The sequence below is a fragment of the Bradyrhizobium diversitatis genome (assembly GCF_016031635.1).
Taxonomy (GTDB): domain Bacteria; phylum Pseudomonadota; class Alphaproteobacteria; order Rhizobiales; family Xanthobacteraceae; genus Bradyrhizobium; species Bradyrhizobium diversitatis.
The window spans coordinates 177824-200698 of record NZ_JACEGD010000019.1; the positions used below are offsets into that span (position 1 = coordinate 177824).

Here is a 22875-nt window from a genome sequence, read left to right on the forward strand (position 1 = left end):
GGCTCACGCTGCCGTCCGCCGCTCCTGCGCATAGCGCACCAAGGCGGCGAAGCGATAGATGCCGTGCACGAATTTGCCATAGGGCATGGTGATGAACAGCGCGAACACGGCGCCGAGATGCAGCGCGAGCAGCGGCCCCATCGCGGCGGTCTCGCGCAGCACCAGCAGCAGCATTCCGGTAAGGCCGGTCAGGAACAGCATTGCGATGAAGCCGACGTCCATGCCGTAGCTGAACTCGTCGAGCAATGCCGGATCGCGGCGCATCCTGGCCGCGAACAGGCCGATCGGCCCGACGATCAGGCCGATGCCGCCGAGCGAGCCCAGCACCACGGGCAGGTCCCACCACGGATACGGCGCCTCGCGCCCGAGCAGATAATGATAAAGCGTCGCGACAGAGGTCGCTGCGAAGCAGAGCAGGAAGCCGTAGAAGGTCAAATGGTGGTAGAGCTTGCGCCGGTCGGAGGGCCTGTCGTCCTCATTGTAGCAACCGACGCCGCCGCCATGGAGATAGCGCAGCTCGCCGGCATCGCGGATGGCCTGAAAGATCGAGCCGCCGTCCGCGCGCCCGCCAATGGGTGCGCCGATGTCACGCCAGAAGGCACGCACGCTCATGGCGAGGGCCAGGATGGCATAGAGGAATGCGGCGCTGAACAATGCCGCCATCACATTGTGCGGCATCAGCCTGTAGAACGCGCCCGGCCCTGTATGGACACCGAACAGCACACCGCTGTCGTTCAAGGCGGCGAAGCCGAGGATGAAGGCGGCCATGCTGAGCGCGGCGATGACGCTGATGACGAGGCCGTTGCGCGCGAACGCACCGGACAGGGCCTGCGGCCAGGCATAGGCCGCATAGGATTCCGCGCGCGCAACCGCCAGCGTCTTGGGGACGTTGACGTTGAACTCGTGCGGCGGCGAGAATTGGCAGTCGACATAGCAGGCGCCGCAGGAATGGCAGAGATTGGCGAGGTAATTGAGATCGCCGTCGGAGAAGGCGCGGCGCATCTCCATGGCCGGAAACACCGCGCACAGGCCCTCGCAATAGCGGCAGGAATTGCAGACCGTCATCAGACGGTCGGCTTCGTCGAGAATCCTAGTTCCGTGCATGTTTCGCCGCTTCCCGTCCCGCGATCCGCCCGAACACGCTGCCGATGGTCATGCCCATGCCGGCCGCATAGCCCTTGCCGAGCACATTGCCGGCCATGATCTCGCCGGCCGCGAACATGTTGGCCGAGGGCTTGCCGTCCTTCATCAGCATCCGCGCCTCCTTGTTCACACGCGTGCCGAGATAGGTGAAGGTGATGCCGGGCCGCACCGGATAGGCGAGATAGGGCGGCGTCTCGATCTTGCGCGCCCAGTGCGTCTTGGGCGGGGTGATGCCTTCCGTACGGCAATCGTCCAGGATGGTATGGTCGAAGGTGCCTGATAGCACCGCGGCGTTGAACTCGCTGATGGTCTTTTCCAGCGCGACCGGATCGAGCTCGAGCTTGCCGGCGAGCTCCGCGATCGTCTGCCCGGCGATCGGCGGAAACAACGTCGGCATGAAGCTGGTGACCACGGTGGAATCGAAGATGATGTAGGCGATCTGGTCGGGCTGCGCCGCGACCAGCCGGCCCCAGATCGCATAACGCTTCGGCCAGATGTCCTCGCCCTCGTCGTAAAAGCGCTGCGCGTGCTTGTTGACGACGATGCCGAACACGACGGAATCGTGTCGCGTGATGATGCCGCCGTCGAATTTCGGCGCACGGGCGTCAATCGCGACCGCGTGGCACTGCGTGGGATCGCCGACCTCCTGCACGCCCTTGTCGAGCAGCATCTTCAGGATCGAGCCGCGGTTATAGGGCGTGCCGCGAATGAGGAAGTTGTCCGCGGCCTCGCCCCAATATTGCTTCAACCATTCGATGTTGGCCTCGAATCCGCCGGCGGCGGCCACCAGCGAGGTGGCGCGGATCTCGGTCTCGCCCTTGATCGGCCGCTTGAGGCGGGCGGCCAGGAACATGCCGTCCTCGATCACGAGATCGGTGACCTCGGCATCGTATTCGACGTCGACGCCGAGCCGTTCCGCGGTGAGGTAAAGCGCGTTCAGCATCGCGCGGCCGCCGCCGAGGAAGAAGGAATTGGTGCGGCCGAGGCTGAGCGTTCCGCCCAGCGAAGGCTGCCAGCGTACGCCCTGCTCCACGATCCAGTTCAGGATGTCCTTGGATTCGCGGATCATGTGGCGCGCCAGCACCTCGTCGGTTTGCCCGCCGGTGACGCGCAGCAGGTCCTCCCAGAACTCATCTTCCGTATAGGGACCAGTCAGGATTTCGGTCGCCGCGTCATGGGCGCAGCGCATGTTGCGGGTGTGACGGGTATTGCCGCCGCGATAGAACTTTGGCGCGCCTTCGAGCACGAGCACGGATGCGCCGCCGCGCCGCGCGCTGATCGCGGCGCACAGAGCCGCATTGCCGCCGCCGATCACCAGCACGTCGTATTTGCTGCTCATACCGTCTGCCCGATGGCACCCGAGATTAGAGACTTTCTGTGTCCGTCAGCGGCATGCTCGACCATTTCCGCCATTGCGCACGTTTGTATACAAAGATATACATAGGTCGTGCAAGCGGCGTCTCTGCATGGGCAGGATGCATCGAGGGACAATGGCCAGACGCCCGGCAAGGACAGGCGGGTCGATTTCGCGCAGCGCCGGCGTTGCGCTGGGCGAAGCCGTGTTCCGCTCGCTGTGCGAGGCGCTCCAGGCCGGCAGCTACCGCGCGGGCGACCGCCTGCGCGAGGAAGAAGTCGCCCAGCGGCTGAAGGTCAGCCGCACCCCGGTTCGCGAAGCGCTGGGCCGCCTTGCGGCACGCGGCTTCGTCGAGCCCGCCGCTGGCCGCGGGCTGATCGTTCGCAATCTCGACATCTCCGAGGTGCTCGAGCTCTACGCCATGCGCGAAATCATGGAAGGCGCCGCCGCGCGCCTCGCCGCCGAGCACGCCTCAACGACGGAGATCGAGGCGCTCCGAGACATCGAGCAGGCTTTTGTCGAGGCGTCCGGAACCGACACCGCGGAGATGGCGCGGCTCAACCGCGCCTTCCACGAGGCCATCTGCCGCGCCGCGCGCAACCGCTATCTCGACAACGCTTCGCGCGAGTTGCAGGACTGGATCGCCCTGCTCGGCCCGACCACCTTCACCGTATCGGGGCGCCCCTCGACCAGTCACGGTGAGCACCAAGGCATCATCGAGGCCATCTCCGCGCGCGACGGCGACAAGGCGGAAAAGCTGGCACGCGCGCATATCCGGGAAGCGCTGCGCTGCCGGCTCAAGCTGTTGCAGAAGCAGTAGCCGCCGGCTCAAGCCTCGAACACGCGCGTCAGCAGCCAATAGCCACCGAGCAGGCCGATCACCGCGGACATGGCGTAGACCAGCCTCGCCGCGCGCGCCGGCTCATCCCGACCGACCACAGTCACACGATCCAACAGGCCAAGCACCGGCAGGATCAGCGCGACGATTGCGATCTGCCCGATCTCGACTCCGAGGTTGAAGGCGGCCAGCGCCGGGACGATCGCACCCGGCGGCAAGCCGATCTCCCGAAGCACGCCAGCGAAGCCGAAGCCGTGAATCAAACCAAACAGGAAAGCCAGGCGCCAGCGCTTGTCGACGTCACGCGAGAAGAAGTTCTCGATCGCCACGAACACGATCGAGGCCGCGATCGCCGGTTCCACGATGCGGCTCGGGACGACCAGGACATTTAGCGCCGCGAGCGACAATGTCAGGGAATGAGCGACGGTGAAGGCGGTGACGATCTTGACGACTGGCATCAGCCGGCGCGCCCATAGAACGATTGCTGCCAGGAATGCGACGTGATCGTAACCGAGGAAGATATGCTCGATGCCGGTCAGGAGATAGCGCCACATGGTCGAGGACAGCGACGGCGGCTCCGTCGAGAGCGTGACCGTGATATTGTCGGCATCGAGCAAGGCCTGCGTCTCGGACCTGCCCTGCGCAACCAGCACGACCTGTCGCGCAGCCTTGTCCTTTTCCGTCAGCACGGTGGAGCGATAGACGATATCGCCGGCCGTGTTCGCGCAAGCAAAGCTGTTGCGATAGATGATGCCGTCGCCATCAGGCAAAATCGCAGCATTGCCCGGCACGCAGGCCGCGCCGCCCCCTGTCACGGCCATATGCGTATCGAGGTAGGCAAGGATTGCGGCGCCGGCCGCTTCGACCGCCACGGGATCGACCGCGTCCTGCTTTGCGTCATACGTCCTCGTGCCGATCAGGCGATCGACATCGCTGCCCTTCAATCCGATCTCGACGCTCACCGTGCGATCGGCGGTCAGCGCCACGCGCGCCGTGACGAGGTTGACCTGATGCGCCTCGGCCGGACGGCCGATGCCGAGCAGAACCGCAAGCCACAGCAGAAGCGGCCACTTCACGATCCCGCTCCGTCGCCGTCACGCCAGCACATCCGCCACGACCGCCTTCAAGACATCCCGCACATCGGCCGGCTTCAGCCGCACCTGCAAGCCGCGCTGGCCGCCATTGAGATAGACGAGCTCATGCGCAAGCGCGCTCTGCTCGATCACGGTACGTACCGGCTTGCGCTGGCCGAACGGGCTGATGCCGCCGACCTTGTAGCCGGTGACGCGCTCCGCCTCGGGCGGCTTCATCATCTGCGCCGACTTGCCGCCCGCGGCCGCGGCGAGCTTCTTCATCGAGACCTCCTGGTCGGACGGCACGACCACGCAGACCGGCTTGCCGTCAACCTGCGCCATCAGCGTCTTCAGGACGCGCGCCGGGTCCTCACCAAGCGCGGCGGCGGCCTGCAGCCCGATGCTCTCGGCATCGGGATCGTACTCGTAGCCGTGGACCGTGAAGGCGACACCGGCGGCGTCAAGCGCGCGCGTGGCTGGGGTGACTTTGGACATGCGTCACATGTAGCACCGTCATTGCGAAGAGCGAAGCGGTGGGGGATGGGGGTACAATGCCCGCCACAAATTCAGCTGTCGTCCCCGCGCAACGCGGGGACCCATAACCCCAAGGAGGAGTTTGGCGAAGGCTCCTAGTCGGGACTGCAACCGTCCGCAATCGCGAGATCACGCGGGATGGGTCCCCGCGCGTGCGCGGGGACGACAGTCGGATTTGGCGGCGCTAGGCTGCCAAACCCGACAAGAACGTCCTACTCCGCCGCGTCCCGCATCTCCGCGCGTTCGGCACGCACTGCGCAGAACTTGAACTCCGGGATCTTGCCGAACGGATCCAGCGCCGGGTTGGTGAGCAGGTTCGCCGCTGCTTCCGCATAGCAGAACGGCATGAACACCATATTCTCCGGCACGTCGCGGTCGGATCGGACCTTGACCTCGACGGCGCCGCGGCGGGTCTCCAGGCGAATGAAATCGCCGGGCACCAGCTTCTTCTTGCGCATGTCCTTTGGCGACATGAACGCGACCGCCTCCGGCTCGATCTGGTCGAGCACCTGCGCACGACGCGTCATCGAGCCGGTGTGCCAGTGCTCCAGCACGCGGCCGGTCGACAGCACCATCGGATATTCGTCGTCGGGAATCTCGTCCGGTGGGATCACCTTGGCCGGCACGATCTTGCCGCGGCCGCTCGCGGTCGGGAAGCCGGTCGTGAAGATGATCTCGTTGCCGGGCTGGTCAGGAGCGTCGGCCGGATAGGTCACCGCGCCTTCGCGCACCAGCCGCTCCCAGCTGATGTTCTTCAGCGACGGCATCAGCTCCGCCATCTCGGTGTAGACGTCGCCGGGACCGGAATAATTCCACGGCAGGCCCATGCGCTTGCCGATCTCCTGGATGATCCAGAGATCCTGTCGCGCATCGCCGGGCGGCTTGATCACCTGGCGCGCGAGCTGGACGCGGCGGTCGGTGTTGGTGAACGAGCCCTCTTTCTCGGCGAAGGCCGAGGCCGGCAGGATGACGTCGGCGTGGAACGCGGTCTCGGTGACGAAGAGGTCCTGGACCACGAGATGATCGAGCATCGCGAGCGCCTGGCGGGCATGCTGGAGATCGGGATCGGACATCGCCGGGTTTTCGCCCTCGATATACATGCCCCTGATCTCGCCGGCATGGATCGCGTTCATGATCTCGACCACGGTCAGGCCGCGGACGGGATCGAGATCCTGCTGCCAGAGCTTTTCGAAGCTGCCGCGCAAGTCGTCGCGGCCGACCGGCTGGTAGTCCGGCAGGAACATCGGGATCAGCCCGGCGTCGGAGGCGCCCTGCACGTTGTTCTGGCCGCGCAGCGGATGCAGGCCGGTGCCGGGACGACCGACCTGGCCGGTGATCAGCGCCAGCGCAATCAGGCAGCGCGCGTTGTCGGTGCCGTGGACGTGCTGGCTGATGCCCATGCCCCAGAAGATGATCGACGATTTTGCCCGCGCATAGGTGCGGGCGACCTCGCGCAAGGTCTGAGCCGGGATGCCGCAGATCGGCTCCATCTTCTCCGGCGTGAACTCCTTGATCTTCTCCTTGAGGTCCTCAAAACCCTCGGTGTAGCCGGCGATGTACTGATCGTCGGTGAGGCCCTCGGTGATGATCGTGTTGATCATCGCGTTCAGCATGGCGACGTCGGAGCCCGGCTTGAACTGCAGATGCCTGGTCGCATGACGCGACAGCGACTGCCGGCGCGGATCCATCACGAACAGCTTGGCGCCGTTCTGCTTCACCGCATTCTTGATGAAGGTCGCGGCGACCGGATGGTTCACGGTCGGATTGGCGCCGATCACCCAGATCACTTCGGCATCCATCGCGGCGGAGAACGGCGCAGACACCGCGCCCGAACTCAAGCCTTCGAACAGCGCCGCCACCGACGAGGCGTGGCAGAGCCGGGTGCAATGGTCGACATTGTTCGAACCGAAGCCGGTGCGCACCAGCTTTTGGAACAGATAGGCCTCTTCGTTCGAGCCCTTGGCCGAGCCGAAGCCGGCCAGCGCCTTCACGCCCTTCTCGTCGCGGATCTTGACGAGGCCCCTGGCCGCGATGTCGAGCGCTTCCTCCCAGCTCGCCTCGCGGAAATGGGTGAACGGATTGGCCGGGTCGACCTGGTCGTTGGCGTCCTTCTTCGCATTCGGCAGCCGCACCAGCGGCTTGGTCAGGCGATGCGGATGGTGAATGTAGTCGAAGCCGAAGCGGCCCTTCACACAGAGACGGTTGTGGTTGGCCGGGCCGTCGCGGCCCTCCGCATAGATCACCTTTTCGTCCTTGACCTCGTAGGTCACCTGACAGCCGACGCCACAGAACGGGCAAAGCGAATCGACCTTCCTGTCGGCATAGGTGACGCGCGTCTGCTTGTCGTCGAGCATCACGGCCGGCATCAAGGCGCCGGTCGGGCAGGCCTGCACACACTCGCCGCAAGCGACGCAGGTGGATTCGCCCATGGGATCGTCGAAGTCGAACACGATTTTCGAGCCGTGACTACGATAAGCCATGCCGATGACGTCGTTGACCTGGACCTCGCGGCAGGCGCGCACACACAGACCGCACTGGATGCAGGCATCGAGATTGACACGCATCGCCGGATGGCTGGCGTCGGTCGCCCAGCGCTCGGCGGCAGGGAAGCGGCTCTCGGTGACGCCCGTCGTCTCGGCCCAGTGCCAGAACTTCGAATCCGGATCGTGCGAGGTCTCGCGCGCCGGCTGGTCGGCGACGAGCAGCTCCATCACCATCTTTTGCGCCGACACCGCGCGCGGGGACTCGGTCTTCACCTTCATGCCGACCGACGGGGTGCGCTTGCAGGATGCCGCCAGCACGCGCTCGCCCTCGATCTCGACCATGCAGGCGCGGCAGTTGCCGTCAGGGCGATAGTCCGGTGCCGGCGAATAGCACAGATGCGGAATCTCTCGTCCCTGGCGCTTTGCGACTTGCCAGATCGTCTCGCCGGGCTTGGCCTCGACCTGCTTGCCGTCGAGCTCGAACGTAATCTTGGTCATTCGGCCGCTTCCTTGAACTCGTCAGGGAAATATTTGATCACGGAGGACAGCGGATTCGATGCCGCCTGTCCGAGCCCGCAGATCGAGGCATCGCGCATCGCCTGGCTCAATTCTTCCAGCAAAGCGCGGTTCCAGACCGGCTTCTGCATCAGCAGCGCCGCCTTCTGGGTTCCGACGCGGCAAGGCGTGCACTGACCGCAGCTCTCGTCCTCGAAGAACTTCATCAGGTTCAGTGCCGCCGCGCGCACGCTGTCCTTGTGCGACAGGATCACGATCGCGGCCGAGCCGATGAAGCAGCCGTATTTCTCCAGCGTACCGAAATCGAGCGGAATATCGTCCATCGACGCCGGTAGAATGCCGCCCGACGCACCGCCCGGCAGGTAAGCGTAGAACTGGTGGCCGTCGGCCATGCCGCCGCAATATTCCTCGATCAGCTCACGCACGGTGATGCCCGCGGGCGCGAGCTTCATGCCTGGATTCTTCACGCGCCCGGAGACCGAGAAGCTGCGCAGACCGTGACGCTCGTGGCGGCCATGGCCCTTCCACCAGTCGGCGCCCTTCTCGACGATGTCGCGCACCCACCACAGCGTCTCGATGTTGTTGATCAGCGTCGGCAGGCCGAACAGGCCGACCTGGAACGGGTAAGGCGGCTTGTGCCGGGGCAGGCCGCGCTTGCCTTCGATGCTTTCGAGCAGCGAGGATTCCTCGCCGCAGATGTAGGCGCCGGCGCCGCGCCGCATGTGCAGCGTCGGGCCGCCCGGCGGCAGCTTTGCGATCTCGCGCTGGAGGATCTCGCGTGCGGCCGGATACTCGTCGCGCAGATAGATGTAGACGTCGGAGGCCTGCACCACATGCGCGCCGATCAGCATGCCCTCGATGAAGCGGTGCGGATCGGTTTCGAGGTAATAGCGGTCCTTGAACGTGCCGGGCTCGCCCTCGTCGCCATTGATCGCCATCAGCCGCGGCCCAGGCTCTCCCAGCACCGCGCGCCATTTGCGCCCCGTGGGGAAGCCGGCGCCGCCGAGGCCGCGCAGCGAGGCATCGTCGAGCGCTTTCAGGAGATCGTCCTTCGACAACTCGCCGGAGCGCAGGCGGCCCAGCAGCTTGTAACCGCCGCCGGCGACATAGGCGTCGTAGTCGACATATTCGGGCAGATGCGCGTGAATGTCGTCGGCCTTGGCCGCCGCCATCACATTGGCGACGGTGGCGTGATCGACGAAGTTGTGACCGACTTCCGCGGCGGGCGCACTATCACAACGACCGACGCAGGGCGCGCGCACGACGCGGATGCCGGGACCTGACGCGCTCTGCAGATCTTCGAGCAGCTTCTCGCCACCAAGCATCGCGCAAGTCAGCGAATCGCAGACGCGGATCGTCAGCGGCGCGATATCGGGCTCGCCTTCCTTCACCACATCGAAATGCGCGTAGAAGGTCGCCGTCTCGAACACCTCGGCGAAGGCGAGCTTCATCTCGTCGGCGAGCGCGGCCAGATGCGCAGCCGAGATCTGGTGATATCTGTCCTGGACCAGGTGCAGATATTCGATCAGCAGATCGCGCCGCCGCGGCCTGTCGCCGAGCAATAGCTCGATCTCGTGCGCGGCCGTGGGGTCGACCTGCCGCCCCTTGGGCGTCGCCTTGGCGCGTCGGCGTCCCTCACCGGGATGCTCGAAGGAGCGGACCTCATGCACGTCGTGGCTCATCGATTCGTCTCGACCTCGTCTTAGAACGGCTCCAGTTCTAGCTTCTGGCATGCCAAATGCCAATCAAGTTATCATGTTCAAGGAAGCAGTTGAGTGCAGCCCACGAGCAGCCCCAAGGACAACCGTGGATCGCTGCCCGGACACAGCCTTGCGTTCGTCCAACGCGCCAACTGACAGAACGAAGCCTGAATTGGTCTGGAGAATCAATAAAGGCTTCCTATGCTGCGATAGCGAAATCGCATCGAAGTCCCGCTCCGACGCTACGGCGGGAGCGCGCATCGCGCGCTCCTGCTCGCGATGAATGTGCGATCAGAAGATCTTGACTGCGCTCTCCACCGTCTTCCACACGCCCCAAGCCAAGGGAACGCCGACGAAGGCCCAGAACAGCGCCGCCCTGGCGTCGAGCCCGCCAAAGCCGATGCCGTAGGAGCCATGCGGCCCCGCAGCTGCAGCGCTGGCGCTCGCCGCCTGCAACTTGGCGACATCGGCGTCCTTCATGTGCCACTTCGAATCGACCGGCTTGATCAGATAGTTGCAGATCAGGCCCGCGATCAACATCGCGCACAGGATGTACATGGTGGTGTTGTAGAGCTGGTCGCGCGGCACGCCGGCCGCGAGCTGGAACTCGCGGATGTAGTTGACCACGACGGGGCCGATGATGCCCGCGGTCGACCATGCCGTCAGCAACCGGCCGTGGATGGCGCCGACGAACTGGGTGCCGAACATGTCCGCGAGATAGGCCGGCACGGTCGCGAAGCCGCCGCCATACATCGACAGGATGATGCCGAAGCCGAGCACGAACAGCAGCTTCGAGCCCATCGCCGCGAAGGTCGGCGCCAGCGCATAGAGCACGATGCCGAGGACGAAGAACGTGTAGTAGGTGTTCTTGCGCCCCATGAGGTCCGACATCGAGGCCCAGAAGAAGCGACCGCCGATGTTGAACAATGACAAGAGACCGGCGAAGCCCGCAGCGATCGCCGCGATCGCAGCTTTCTGCTCGACCGAAAGCTGGCTGAAGGTCAGCTCCGGATGCCCGATCAGCTTGCCTGCGAAGATCTCCTGGAGCATGGGCGAGGCCATGCCGATCACGCCGATACCCGCCGACACGTTGAGGCAGAGCACCCACCATATCAGCCAGAATTGCGGCGTCTTGTGTGCGTTGTCGAGGTGCACATGGTGCTCGGTGATCATCGACTTCTTCTCACTCGGCGGCGTCCAGCCCTCGGGCTTCCAGCCGGCCGGCGTCACGCGATAGGCGAAGGCGCCGATCATCATGAAGACGAAATAGACCACCCCCATCGTGACGAAGGTCTCCCAGACACCGACGGAGGTGGGCGTCTTGAAGTAGTTAATCAAGAGATTGGCCAGGGGTGCTCCGATCATGGCACCGCCGCCAAATCCCATGATGGCCATGCCGGTCGCCATGCCGCGGCGATCCGGAAACCATTTGATCAAAGTCGACACCGGAGAGATGTAGCCGAGCCCGAGTCCGACGCCGCCGATCACGCCACATGATCCAGAGCTGGTGGACGTAGACGCCGAAGGCACCGATCAGAAGCCCGCCGCCCCAGCAGCAGGCGGCGACGACGCCCGCCTTGCGCGGACCGGCGCGCTCGAGCCAGCCGCCCCAGATCGCGGCGGAGACGCCGAGCAGGACAAAGAACAGCGTGTACATCCACCCGAGGCTCGCAACCTTCCAGTCGCAGCTCGTTGTGAACAGCTCCTGCCACAGCGACATGTCCGGGCATGACTTCGGCGCCGCGATGCCGATCGCACGCGACAGCGGCAGCCAGAACACCGAGAAGCCGTAGGCCATGCCTATGCACAGATGGATGCACAGCGCTGCCGGCGGCACCAGCCAGCGATTGAAACCGGCCGTCGCGATCGTGCGTTCACGATCGAGGAAGCCGGAGGCACCAACCGGTGCAAGAACGGTATCGGCAGTCGTCATAAGCATTCCCTCCCAGGCGCGGCCTTGCCGGCACATCGGTTTGAGACCGGTCGTGTGCGCGCTTGGCAGCCGCGCAGGACAGGTCGGACTTCATGTCGAAGGAGAATCGTCTGATGCGCATCGCCTCATATGCGCCGAGCAAGCAGCCGATCGCGGGTTGTCCTTCGCCTCGCAAGCAGCGTTGCCGTGACGGCTATCGCCCCCTCATCCCCCTCAACACCCTGTCATGAGATGAGCAACGCACGTGCCAGAAGCCGCATCGTGACGATTCAATGACTTCCCGCAACGCAATATATTGCAGGGGACAGAATGTCCTGAATCCCTCGGACAAAATGTCCAATCAGGCCGCTTCCGGTAGCCACACCGTGAATGTACTTCCGGAGCCGACGCGGCTTTCGGCCGTGATCTGTCCGCCCTGGCGCTTGATCAGCGTCTGGCTGATGGAGAGGCCGAGCCCGGTGCCTTGCCGCTGTTTCGTGGTGAAGAAGGGATCGAATATCTTTTCGATCACCTCGGTGCTCATGCCGATGCCGGTATCAGTGACTTCGATGGCGACGCCTCGATGGCCGTCGCGCTCGGCATCGAAGGAGCGAAGCGTCAGGGTTCCGCCGTCCGGCATGGCGTGGATCGCGTTGACGATGAGATTGACCAGGACCTGCTGCAGCTCGTTGCGGTTCATCAGCACGAGCCGGTTGGCGCGGTCGTCCCTGACCACGCCGATCTCGGTCTTGTTCAGAAGATGCTGCACCAGCGGCAGACAGTCGGAGATGACGCTGGCCGGCGCATGGCGCTCGACATAGCCGGCATATTCCTCCGGCCTTGCGAACTGCAGCAGCTTGGTCACGATCTGGCTGATGCGGTGAATCTGCTCGTCGAGCAGGCGGAACTCGACCTTCGCCTTGTCGGCATCGGCGCCGAACACGCTGCGGATGACGTCGAGATTGCCCTGCATCACCGCGATCGGATTGTTGATCTCATGGGCCACGCCGGCGGTGATCTCGCCGATTGCAGCCAGCTTCTCGGACATGATGAGCTGCTTGGTGGTCGCCTCGAGCTTGAGATTGGCGTGCTCGAGGTCGCGCGTGCGCTCGCGCACGCGGATGTTCAGCTCCTCATTCCACTCCCGGAGCTGTCGGTCGCGTTCCTGGATCTGGTCGAGCAGGCTGTCGAGATGAACCGCGACGCGGCCGATCTCGTCACCCAGCACCGGCATCTTGGTGCGGGCGGAGAGATTCCCGCGCTCCACCTCGCTGATCGTCGCCGTGACGCGCTCCAGCGGCATGAAGATGGAGCTCGCCCAGCGCAGGAAGATCGGCACGGTCGCAGCGGTGATGGCGATGAACGCTGCAACGATGATCACCAATGTCTGGTATTTGGCTTCGCTGAACGGCTTCTCCAGGAAGCCGACATAGAGCATGCCGACGCGCTTGCCGTAACTGTCGACCAGCGGCTCGTAGGCGGAGATGTACCAATCATTGACCACGAAGGCGCTGTCGAGCCAGGTGCGCCCCTCGCCCAGCACGGCCGAGCGCACCGCCGCCGACACGCGCGTGCCGAGCGCGCGCCGCCCCTCGAACAGGCGGACGTTGGTCGATATCCGCACGTCGTCCAGGAACAGCGTCGCGGTCCCCTGGCTGCCCTCCGGCAGGCTCGCCGCGCGATAAACGAGATCGTTGATCGTGTCGATGAATTCCAGGTTCTGGTTGAGCAGCGTGCCGCCGACCAGCGCAGCGGCGCCACCGTCAGGCAGCATCGCCCGGCTCGCCGCATGCACGACCATGCCGCGCGTCTCCGTGCTGCGGTCGGTCGGCACTGCGTTCGGGGTCGGCACGAGGTCCAATCGCGCGCGCTCGGCGAGGGCCGGCGAGCTCGTCATTGCCGAAGATGTCGACGCCTGTTGCAGGGACCTGGCCCGACAGCGCCGAGGTGATGATCGGCCAGTCGCTCCTCGGTCGACGCTGCAACGGCGGCGACGAGGCCAGGACATCCCCGCGATCGTTGGTCAGATACAGGAAATCGAGACCGATCTCCTTGCGGGTCTCCTCGAGCAGATCCTGCAGGGAGCTGCGCGCATCCGGCGCCAGCACCTCGTGGAAGCGGGCCGACAGGCTGAGCGCCCGCAGCTGGACGCCGGTCTTTTCCAGGATGCGGGCGAGATATTGGTGGGCGATGGTGAGATCGCCGTTCACCTTGGAGATCAGGGTCGCGTCGAATTTCGCGTTCCAGCGATAGATCGCAACGCCGAGCAGGAGCGGCAGGATGACCAGCATCGGCAGCAGCGCGATCGCGAGCAGCCGGAAGCGGACGGAGCGTCCCCGCACGGGCTCGCCGCTGCGGCCGACAGCATCAGACATCCCACAACGCGCATTTGCGGTCGATGGTCTTGCGCGAGATGCCGAGACGCCGAGCCGCCTCCTCGCGGTTGCCATTGACCTCCTTCAGCACGCCGAGAATGTGACGGCGCTCGAGCTCCGCGAGACTGTCGGCTGGCGCCGACTGACCGTTGTTGCGGGGACCGGCGAAATCGTCGGGGAAGGCGCCGAGGATCAGCGTGCGCTCGATCAAATTGCGCAGCTCACGCACATTGCCCGGCCAGTCATAGCTTGCCAGCGCCGCCCGCACCGAGGCGTCGATCGGCACCGGCGGCATGGCGAGCTGCACCGACAGCTTGCTCATGAAGATGGTGGCGAGCTCCTGCACGTCGTCGCCGCGATCCTTCAGGAGCGGCAGGCGGATCTGCATCACGTTGAGCCGGTAGAACAGATCGGCGCGGAAACGGCCCTTCTCGACCTCCTTCTGCAGCTCGGCATTGGTCGCGAAGATGAAGCGCAGGTCGACCGGAACCTCACGCTCGGAGCCGACCGGGCGAACGCGGCGGTCTTCGAGCACGCGGAGCAGCTTGCTCTGCATCGGCAGCGGCAGCTCCCCGATCTCGTCGAGGAACAGCGTGCCGCCATGCGCGTACAGGAACAGGCCCTCGCGGCCCGAATCGGCGCCGGTGAAGGCGCCCTTGATGTGTCCGAACAGCTCGGCCTCGATCATGTCGGGCGGGATCGCCGCGCAATTCACCGGCACGAAGGGCTTGTCGGCGCGGTCCGACAGCGAGTGGATCGAGCGCGCTGCCACTTCCTTGCCGGTGCCGGATTCGCCGGTGAGGAGAATCGAGGTCGGCAGGCGCGCGACGCGCGCGATGGTCTCACGCACGCGCAGCGTCGCTGCCGACTGTCCGATCAGATTGTCGCGCAGAAAGGTGCGGTCGGACGAGGCACGCAGAGCATAGCGCAGGACATAATTCTCGCGCTGGAGACGGACGCGGTCGAGGCATCGTGCCACCGCGTTGAGGATCTGGTTGGAGCGGAACGGCTTGAGCACGAAATCGGCCGCACCGGCGCGCAGGGCCTGGATCGCGGTGTCGAGGTCGGCATAGGCGGTGATCAGGATGGCATCGGCGAAGAAGCCGACGGCGCGCTGCTCGGCGAGCCAGTCGACGCCATTCTTGCCGGGCATGATGTTGTCGAGAATGACGACGTCGTAGCGGTTGGAATCGAGCTTGCGCGACGCCTGGTCGGTATCGGCCGCCTCGTCCACCAGCTTGCAGCGCGGCGCAAGCGTGCGCACCAGGAAATTGCGCATGCCCGGCTCGTCGTCGACGATCAGGATGGAGGCCTGCGCCAGCGCGCTGAACTCCGGTCCTGCAGCCGCCTTGCCGAGCTTGGCGTCAGGCTCGCGTCCCACCGCGGGATTTGCGGCTGCGCTTGCTCTCGATGTTGAGAAGGTCATTCCCGATGTCTTAGGTTTGAGAATCTTGGGTTCGAGATCATCCCACCGCAATAATCGGCGTCTTTCGCATTGCAGCGAAGCGACGGCCGTTTCCCCGCAGGCGCAGCATAGTCAAAGGTCGCCGCCGTGAACATTCGCCTTTCTACGGGGCGCCGCTCTTTTCGACCAGAAACACGATGCGCGCCTCGTTGCGCTCGGTGATCTCGACCTTGTCGCCGGTCTCGCGGATCAGGTTCGGAATGTCAATCACCGACAATGGATCGGTGCAGTGAACCTCGAGCTGATCACCCGGCTGCAAAGGCTTGAGCGCCTTGCGCGTCTTCAGGGCAGGCAGCGGGCATTTCAGTCCGGTGAGATCGAGCATGGTTCTGGTCATGGCTGCAACATGGCGGGACCGGTCGATCGCGTCAACGCAAGGGCGCCTAGAGCAGACCCGCGTAGGACAGGAAGCCGACGTCCTGCCCCGGCTCGACATTCGTGATGTCCTCGTCGAGTTCGACGAGGCCATCGGTCTCGACCAGCGACGACAGCAGCCCGGCCCCCTCGCGCGGAAACTTGATCGCCTCGAGCGCACCGTCCTGCGCGCGCCGCAGGGAGGCGCGCACATATTCCCGCCGGCCGGCCTTCTTCCTGTAAGTGAACGCCGCGCGCAGCGGGATGGGCGTCAACGGTTCCGGCAAGCCACCCGCGAGCGCCAACACCGTCGGTCGCACCACATGGACGAACGTCACGAAGCTCGCGACGGGATTGCCGGGCAATCCGATCAGCGGCGTGCCGCCGATGATGCCCATCGCCACGGGACGGCCGGGCTTGATCGCCATCCGCCACAGCACCAGCGAGCCGATGCTCTCGACCGCCGCCTTGACGTGATCCTCCTCGCCGGTCGAGACGCCGCCGGTGGTGAGGATCAGGTCATGGTGACCCGCGACCTGCTTCAAGCCGTTCGCGAGCGACGTCCGCTCGTCGCGCAGAATGCCGAGGTCGCTGACCTCGCAGCCGAGCCGGCGCAGCATCGCCATCAGCATGAAACGGTTGGAATCGAACAACTGCGAGGCGGCGCGCGGCTCGCCGGGCGACGCCAATTCGTCGCCGGTCGAGAACACGGCGACACGGATGCGCCTGACGACCTCGAGCCCCGTCAGGCCGAACGCGGCGGCAAGGGCGACATGCTGCGGTCGCAAGCGTTGGCCGGCGCGGAGCGCGACGTGACCCTGCGGAATGTCCTCGCCTGCGGGACGGACATTGGCCCCACGCTTCAGCCCCGGCGGCAGCACGATCCTGCCTGAAGCATCGATGCGGACGTCCTCCTGCATGAAGACGGTTTCAGCCTCCGGCGGCATCGGCGCGCCCGTGAAGATGCGTGCGGTGTAGCCGGGCCTGATCGGCGCTTGCGCAAGACCGCCGGCCTGGATGCGGCCGTCGAGCGGGAACGCCCGTTCGGCGCCTGCCGGAAGGTCGGCGTTGCGCAGGGCGTACCCGTCGACGGCGGAGTTGGTGAACGGCGGCAGCGGCAAAGGTGCGGCCACATCGCGCGCGAGCACGCGCCCGTCGGCGTCGACCAGCGCCACGGTTTCGAGATCGACAATCGCGTTGACGCGCGCCGTGATGAGGCCAACGGCTTCGTCGACCGACATCATCGGGCCGCCGAAGGCAAAGCAATCGTCCGATAGTTGCGCCATGGTGCCTCGTCAGCCTATCGCGGCGCTCTTTGCCACCGCTTCCTCGACCGGCATCGCCGCGCGCAGCAACAGTTCCGCGGCAGCCGCGATATCGTCGAGATGGACAGTCGGCAGCCTTGTGTCAATCGCGACGTCGCTCGCAATCCCGGCAATGCCGGGATCATCGGGAAACAGCAACGGCTTGCCGTTGCCGGCGCGGTGCACCTCGATCTTGCGATGCGGCTCACGCTTGAAACCCTCGACCACGACGAGATCGACGGCGGAGAGCTTGCCGAGCAGCTCCGGCAGCCGCGGCTCCGCCGCCCCGCGCAGCTCATGCATCAGCGCCCAGCGGTTGGACGAGGCGACCAGCACCTCCGCCGCGCCGGCCTCGCGATGGCGCCAGGAATCCTTGCCCGGCACGTCGACGTCGAACTGGTGATGCGCATGCTTGATCACGGAGACGCGCAGGCCCTGCGCGTTGAAATGCGGGATCAGCCGCGTCAATAGCGTTGTCTTGCCCGCACCGCTCCAGCCTGCAAGGCCGATGACTTTCATTCCAGCTCCGTCGCTGCGCACGACTCAGTCCTTGGGTGGAACCGCCGGTCCAACCCCGTCATTGCGAGCGCAGCGAAGCAATCCAGACTGCCGCCGCGGAAAGATCCTGGATTGCTTCGCTCCGCTCGCAATGACGCCGAGGCGGCATTTCGCTCTTTCCCGCCATGCTTATATCGGCTTGACCCGAATGTCATGCTAACCTCGCCGCCATGATGAAGATCGACAAAGCCCCGGTGCCCCTGATCATCCCCAATCCCGACGACCCGCGCCTGACCCAGAGCGTGACCGGGACCGACCAGACCGGCGCCAAGGTCGAGATCAAGGTCCCGATGGAGCGGCCACTGACGCTCTACCTGAATGCCCAGGAGATCGTCACCATGATGACGATCGGCGACTATCCCGAATATCTGGCGCTCGGCTATCTGCTGAACCAGAACATGCTGAAATTCAACGACGTGGTCACCGAGGTCGAATACGACGACGACCTCCAGGTGGTCGTGGTGCGCACCGCACATCACACCAATTTCGAGGCCAAGCTGAAGAAGCGCACTCAGACCTCAGGCTGCGCGCAGGGAACCGCCTTCGGTGATCTGCTGGAGGCCGTCGAGAGCGTCGCGCTGCCGAAGGCCGAGCTGCGCACCTCCTGGCTCTACCAGATGACGCAGACCATCAACACCATGCCTTCGCTCTATCTCGAAGCCGGCGCGATCCACGGCTGTGTGCTGTGCAAGGCGGGAGAACCACTCTGCTACACCGAGGACGTCGGCCGCCACAACGCCGTCGACAAGATCGCGGGCTGGATGTACCGCCACGGCGTCGAGCCTGGCGACAAGATCCTCTACACCACCGGGCGTCTCACCTCGGAGATGGTGATCAAGACTGTCCGCATGGGCATTCCGATTCTGGTGTCGCGCTCCGGCTTCACCGCCTGGGGCGTCGATCTCGCAAGGCAGGTCGGGCTGACGCTGGTGGGACGCACCCGCGGAAAGCGCTTCATTGCGCTCGCAGGCGAGGAGCGCATCGTCTACGACCAGAACCTTGCTTACGTCGAGGAGGAGTCGGCCAGACACAAGCGCAAGGGTGAAGGTGGTGACGACTAGGATTCCGACAACGGGCGTTCCATCGACTCTCGGCGTGCTGCTCGCCGGCGGCCTCGCACGGCGCATGGGCGGCGGCGACAAGCCGATGCGCACCATTGGCGGGCGTACCATCCTGGAGCGCGTGATCGCGCGCCTTTCGCCCCAGTGCAGCGGGCTGATCCTCAACGCGAACGGCGATCCCGCCCGCTTTGCTGAGTTCGGCCTGCAAGTCGTCGCCGACGACGTGCCCGGCTTTCCCGGCCCCCTCGCCGGCATCCTCGCTGCGCTCGACTGGGCCGCGGCGAACCGGCCGGAGATCGAATGGGTGCTCAGCGCCGCCGGCGACTGCCCGTTCCTGCCGCGCGATCTCGTCGCACGGCTGCATGACGCACGCGCGCGCGAGAACGCGCAGCTTGCAGTCGCCGCGTCGGGTCAGCAGTCGCATCCGGTGATCGGCCTGTGGCGCGTCGCCTTGCGCAACGAGCTGCGTCACGCGCTGGTCGTCGAGGACCTCCGCAAGATCGACCGCTGGACCGCGCGCTATCCGCTCGCAACGGTGACGTGGCCGGCGGAGCCGCTCGATCCGTTCTTCAATGCCAACACGGTCGAGGACATCTCCGAGGCCGAGCGCCTGGCGGCGCTGGATGAGGCATCCTAGTCTAGCGACCTCAGGATTTCGGAAACTCGTTGAGCAGTTGCGACCAGATGATCGCGAACGCGACCAGGCCGCAGAGGCCGACGACAATGGTGAACCGCGGCAAGCGGCCGATGGCGATCAATAGCCAGGCCGGCACGAAGAACAGCATGAAGATCATGCCCAGCGGAAACACCGCGAGCCATTGAAAGCCGGTGCCGTCCCCGGGCGGGACATGAGCGATGAAGTAGAAGGTGTAGAGCCAGAACAGCGTGCCGGCCGCTGCGACGAGTGCAGCAATCTTGCGGAAATTTGCGGATGTTGACGCGGTCATGATCTGGCTCACGTCCCTTGGTCGCAGCGGCGGCCGTCTAAGTTCATCGCCCTCGACCGGACCGAGCACGGGAGCGCTCCGCTAAGGCCGCCAGCGGCACCACCAGCCCCGTCACCATAGACCCTGCTCGCGTCGGTCCTTTCCTCCAGCCAGACGTTGGCGCGCGAGGTCTCCTGCAAGGTTGCTACGCAGGCCGAAATCCGGCTCGCTCGAGTGCCGCGCGCGCCTCGTCCGAGCCGAGTGCGTCGAGAAAGGCCCGCACGGCCGGCCGGTCTTTGCGCGCCGTCACCAGTGCGAAGTCATAGTGTTCTTCCGCCAGCGGAATGAAGCCGAGGCCGACCGCATGGGCGACCGGCGCGATGGTCATGCCCCAGTCGGCGCGGTGCTGGGCGACGGCCGCCGCAACCGCGTTGTGCGACCGCGGCTGGTTCCAATAGCCCTCCGGCCGCACGCCGCCGAGCAGCCGGTCGATCAGGATGCGTGTGCCGGCGCCCTGGTTGCGGTTGACCATGATGCAGGTGGAGTCAGCGAGCGCGGCAGCGACCGCATCCTTCGCGTTCAGGCCCTCGAAGCGCGCGTCGCCCTTGCGGAACACAATGCCCTGCATCCGCCGCCAGCCGGGGACGAGCTCGAGCCCCTCGACGAGATAGGGTGTGTTGTAGGTCTCGCTTCTGTCGTCGAAGAGGTGGATCGGCGCGAGGTCGCATTCGCCGCGCCTGGCCGCCGCAAGCCCGCCGAGGCTGCCGACCGCGATTGAGCGCACCGTCAGGCCGGCATGCGCGAGCGGTGCGGTGACGAGATCGAGGCCGGTGCAATGGCTGCCGACGATGACGAGATCGGGCACGCGCACATGCGGCGTGAACAGCGTCACTTCGGCTTCAGTCCCGGCCGGCATCTGGTCCACCAGCGCATCGATGCGCAAGAAACCGTCCGCTTGCGCAAATGACGTGATCGCGCCGGACCCCTTGCCGGAGGGATAGGCGATCAGGCCGTCCCTGCCCTGGACCAGCGAGACCATGATGAATTCGGTGCGGCCGAGCTCGGAGGCGATGCGCACCGGCACGGTCGCGTTCACCTTGGCATCGGAGCGCGGCGGCAGGCCGGCCATCTTGCGCAGCACCGGCACGATCATGTCGTGGAAGGTGAACATCGCCGAGGTCGGAAAGCCCGGCAGGATCACGATAGGCTTGCCGTCGCAAACCGCAAGGCACAGCGGCTTGCCGGGCTTGAGCGCAACGCCATGCGCGATGATGCCGGGTGCGCCGAGCCGGCCGATGATGCGATGGGAGAGATCGCCCGCGCCCTTCGACGTACCGCCCGACAGCACCAGCATGTCGGAGTCTGCAAGCGCGCGGCGCATGGCCGCTTCGAGCCTGGCTTCATCGTCGGGAATGGCACCGAGGAAGACGGCCTCGCCACCATTCTCGTCGACCGCGGCCGCGACGATGGCGCCGTTGGTATCGTAGATTTCGGCAGGCGCGAGCGGCAGGCCGGGCTGCACCAGTTCGTCGCCAGTGGAGATCACGGCAACCCGCGGCTTGCGCACGACGCTCACCTCGGCAATGCCGCAGGCCGCCAGCATGCCGATCTCGCGCGAGCCGATGAGAGTGCCGGCGCGCAGCAGCGCCTCGCCGCGCGCGATGTCGGATCCCGCGTATGAGACGAACTGCCCCGGCGAGACGGCGCGACGGACGTCGATCGCATCGAAGCCCGCCGGCTGGGTGTGCTCGACCATAACTACGGCATCGGCGCCGCGCGGCAGCGGACCGCCGGTGGCAATCGGCGTCGCGGTACCCGCCGCCACCTGCAGCGTCGGCGCGGTGCCGCAATGAATGGTCTCGCCATTCAGCGCGAGGCGCACGGGCGCGCCCTCGCCGGCCGGCGCAAGATCCGCGGCGCGCACGGCAAAGCCGTCGACATTGGACCGGTCGAACGGCGGCACGTCGATCGGTGCGGTGACGTCTTCGGCGAGTGCCGCACCGAGTGCGGCAGCGAGCTTGCGCGACTCGCTCGGAAGCGCGCGCGGGAACAAGGACGCCTCGAAGCGCGCCAGGGCCTCCTCGCGCGAGAGGATATCGAGGAACTGCTCCTGATCGAGCGCGCTGCGGTCCGGTGATTTCGGGATCATCGTCATGCCAGGGCCATATCACTCCCGCAACAGATGGGCATCGACGGGCATACCTGCCGCAGATCCCTCGTGACTGGCGGGAATGAGCAGCCACGCGTCCGCACGGGCGATGGCCTGAAGCGGCCATTCGCCCACGGCAAGCGGCATCCAGGCGCGATGTTCCCCGGCCAGCAAAGCGATCTCGGCGATGCCGACATCGGATGCGACTTTTCGCGCGAGCGGCAAGGTCACTCGTCGGCGCGGCCGACGCGCCGACAGACGATCGGCCAGCGGCAGCACGAGCGCGAGCCAGGCCGCAAGCGCATGATCGGGCGAGCCGGGCAAGGCGACGACGGGAACCTGTCCGAGCCGACCAACCGCGGCAGTGCGTCCGGGCTGGAGCGCAAGGCCGTGCGCCAGCACCGCGCCACGCCGGGCCAGGGCCGTGATGGCGGCGTCCTGGCGGCCCACCCCGCTGCCGCCAATCATCAGTAGAAGATCGCAGGAGGACGCATCGAGCACATCGGCAATCGATGCTTCGTCGCGTGCCCGAGCTTGACGCGTCTCGACGTCGAGTCCCGCCGCCCGCGTGAGCCCGGCGACCATATGCATCGTTGCCGTCGCGCCCGGAACATTGACAATGTGCAGCCGGGGCCGCCGCACGCCGAGCTTTTCCAGACCCGTAACGCGCGCCATCAAGAGATCGGCCGCACCGACCGGATGGCCTTCGGCGCCGGCAGGCGTGCCGTTCGCAATGTCGCTGCCGGCGCGCCGGACCCCCTGTCCGGGCACGCCCTCCGCCAGCACCTGCGCCAGCGGCCCCGACACCTCCACGGCATCGGCATCGAGCACACAGTCGGATCCTGCCGGCATCGTGTCGCCGGCCTCGACCCACACCGGCACGCCTGTCAAAGGCAGCGGCGAATAGGAGGACGCGCCGACGAGATCGTTGGCGCTTAGCGCCCAGCCGTCCGCGGCGGCAATGTCGCGCGAAGGATAGGCGGCAAGCAGCGGAGGACCCGCCGCGATGCAGCCGATCGCTTCTGCGCACGGCACCTCCACCGGCGCGACGGGATCAACGCCTCGCAGCAACGCGGCGAGGGCGGTCTCGAGCGGCGTCAGCGAGGGCGGCAGGTGCTGGGTCATGCGCC

The 22875-nt window shown here is 65.8% G+C and carries 16 protein-coding genes and 2 pseudogenes; 3 read left to right on the forward strand and 15 right to left on the reverse strand.

The features are described from left to right. Window positions 1–3: 3 nt before the first annotated feature. Together tcuB and tcuA are read right to left on the reverse strand one after the other, a co-directional pair. Window positions 4–1104 (reverse strand): tricarballylate utilization 4Fe-4S protein TcuB, encoded by a 1101-nt coding sequence (gene tcuB / locus H1B27_RS21725; protein ID WP_197967461.1) that lies wholly within the window; start codon window positions 1102–1104, stop codon window positions 4–6. Next, on the reverse strand, window positions 1091–2482 hold the full coding sequence (gene tcuA, locus H1B27_RS21730; RefSeq protein WP_197967462.1) for an FAD-dependent tricarballylate dehydrogenase TcuA: 1392 nt from the start codon (window positions 2480–2482) through the stop codon (window positions 1091–1093). The genes tcuB and tcuA overlap by 14 nt, the downstream gene beginning before the upstream one ends. A 151-nt stretch (window positions 2483–2633) precedes the next feature. Here tcuA and H1B27_RS21735 point away from each other — a divergent pair, with 151 nt between their 5' ends. Then, window positions 2634–3317, forward strand: a complete 684-nt coding sequence (locus H1B27_RS21735) for a GntR family transcriptional regulator (RefSeq protein WP_197967463.1) — start codon at window positions 2634–2636, stop codon at window positions 3315–3317. Window positions 3318–3325: 8 nt separating this feature from the next. Here H1B27_RS21735 and H1B27_RS21740 read toward each other — a convergent pair whose 3' ends face one another. The 10 genes and pseudogenes from H1B27_RS21740 to mobB form a co-directional block, all read right to left on the reverse strand. Continuing rightward, entirely contained in the window at window positions 3326–4411 is a 1086-nt protein-coding gene (locus tag H1B27_RS21740; protein WP_197967464.1) for a HupE/UreJ family protein, read from the reverse strand. Window positions 4412–4429: 18 nt separating this feature from the next. After that, a complete protein-coding gene (ybaK, locus tag H1B27_RS21745) occupies window positions 4430–4903 on the reverse strand; it encodes a Cys-tRNA(Pro) deacylase (RefSeq protein ID WP_061878745.1) in 474 nt (157 codons plus the stop codon). A 251-nt stretch (window positions 4904–5154) separates the two neighbouring features. Continuing rightward, window positions 5155–7923: a formate dehydrogenase subunit alpha gene (gene fdhF / locus H1B27_RS21750; RefSeq protein ID WP_197967465.1), complete on the reverse strand. Its 2769-nt coding sequence runs from the start codon at window positions 7921–7923 to the stop codon at window positions 5155–5157. After that, complete coding sequence (locus H1B27_RS21755) at window positions 7920–9623, reverse strand: NADH-ubiquinone oxidoreductase-F iron-sulfur binding region domain-containing protein (protein ID WP_197967466.1); 1704 nt, start codon at window positions 9621–9623, stop codon at window positions 7920–7922. The genes fdhF and H1B27_RS21755 overlap by 4 nt, the downstream gene beginning before the upstream one ends. Window positions 9624–9932: 309 nt before the next feature. Further along, window positions 9933–11574, reverse strand: a pseudogene (locus tag H1B27_RS21760) (OFA family MFS transporter). A gap of 340 nt (window positions 11575–11914) precedes the next feature. Beyond that, a pseudogene (locus H1B27_RS21765) lies at window positions 11915–13928 on the reverse strand (sensor histidine kinase). Beyond that, window positions 13921–15354 carry a sigma-54-dependent transcriptional regulator gene (locus H1B27_RS21770; RefSeq protein WP_197967467.1) on the reverse strand — a complete coding sequence of 478 codons (1434 nt, stop codon included), beginning with the start codon at window positions 15352–15354 and terminating at the stop codon, window positions 13921–13923. Before H1B27_RS21770 ends, H1B27_RS21765 begins: the two are co-directional and overlap by 8 nt. A 142-nt stretch (window positions 15355–15496) precedes the next feature. Beyond that, the gene (locus tag H1B27_RS21775) at window positions 15497–15730 is read right to left on the reverse strand and encodes a sulfurtransferase TusA family protein (RefSeq protein WP_061024365.1); all 234 of its coding nucleotides are present in this window, start codon (window positions 15728–15730) and stop codon (window positions 15497–15499) included. A 46-nt stretch (window positions 15731–15776) separates the two neighbouring features. After that, window positions 15777–17033, reverse strand: a complete 1257-nt coding sequence (locus H1B27_RS21780) for a molybdopterin molybdotransferase MoeA (RefSeq protein WP_197967468.1) — start codon at window positions 17031–17033, stop codon at window positions 15777–15779. A gap of 9 nt (window positions 17034–17042) precedes the next feature. Next, window positions 17043–17570 (reverse strand): molybdopterin-guanine dinucleotide biosynthesis protein B, encoded by a 528-nt coding sequence (gene mobB, locus H1B27_RS21785; RefSeq protein WP_061878737.1) that lies wholly within the window; start codon window positions 17568–17570, stop codon window positions 17043–17045. A 209-nt stretch (window positions 17571–17779) separates the two neighbouring features. Here mobB and H1B27_RS21790 point away from each other — a divergent pair, with 209 nt between their 5' ends. Together H1B27_RS21790 and mobA are read left to right on the forward strand one after the other, a co-directional pair. After that, window positions 17780–18670, forward strand: coding sequence for a formate dehydrogenase accessory sulfurtransferase FdhD (locus tag H1B27_RS21790; protein ID WP_061878736.1), 891 nt, complete (start codon window positions 17780–17782; stop codon window positions 18668–18670). 1 nt (window position 18671) lies between these two features. Then, on the forward strand, window positions 18672–19307 hold the full coding sequence (mobA, locus tag H1B27_RS21795; protein ID WP_197967528.1) for a molybdenum cofactor guanylyltransferase MobA: 636 nt from the start codon (window positions 18672–18674) through the stop codon (window positions 19305–19307). A gap of 10 nt (window positions 19308–19317) precedes the next feature. On the opposite strand, the gene H1B27_RS21800 is transcribed toward mobA, so the two are convergent. The 3 genes from H1B27_RS21800 to H1B27_RS21810 form a co-directional block, all read right to left on the reverse strand. Then, window positions 19318–19617, reverse strand: coding sequence for a hypothetical protein (locus tag H1B27_RS21800; protein WP_131873677.1), 300 nt, complete (start codon window positions 19615–19617; stop codon window positions 19318–19320). Window positions 19618–19801: 184 nt separating this feature from the next. Then, complete coding sequence (locus H1B27_RS21805) at window positions 19802–21751, reverse strand: molybdopterin biosynthesis protein (RefSeq protein WP_197967469.1); 1950 nt, start codon at window positions 21749–21751, stop codon at window positions 19802–19804. A 12-nt stretch (window positions 21752–21763) separates the two neighbouring features. Continuing rightward, window positions 21764–22870, reverse strand: coding sequence for a molybdopterin-binding protein (locus tag H1B27_RS21810; protein ID WP_197967470.1), 1107 nt, complete (start codon window positions 22868–22870; stop codon window positions 21764–21766). Window positions 22871–22875: the final 5 nt, after the last annotated feature.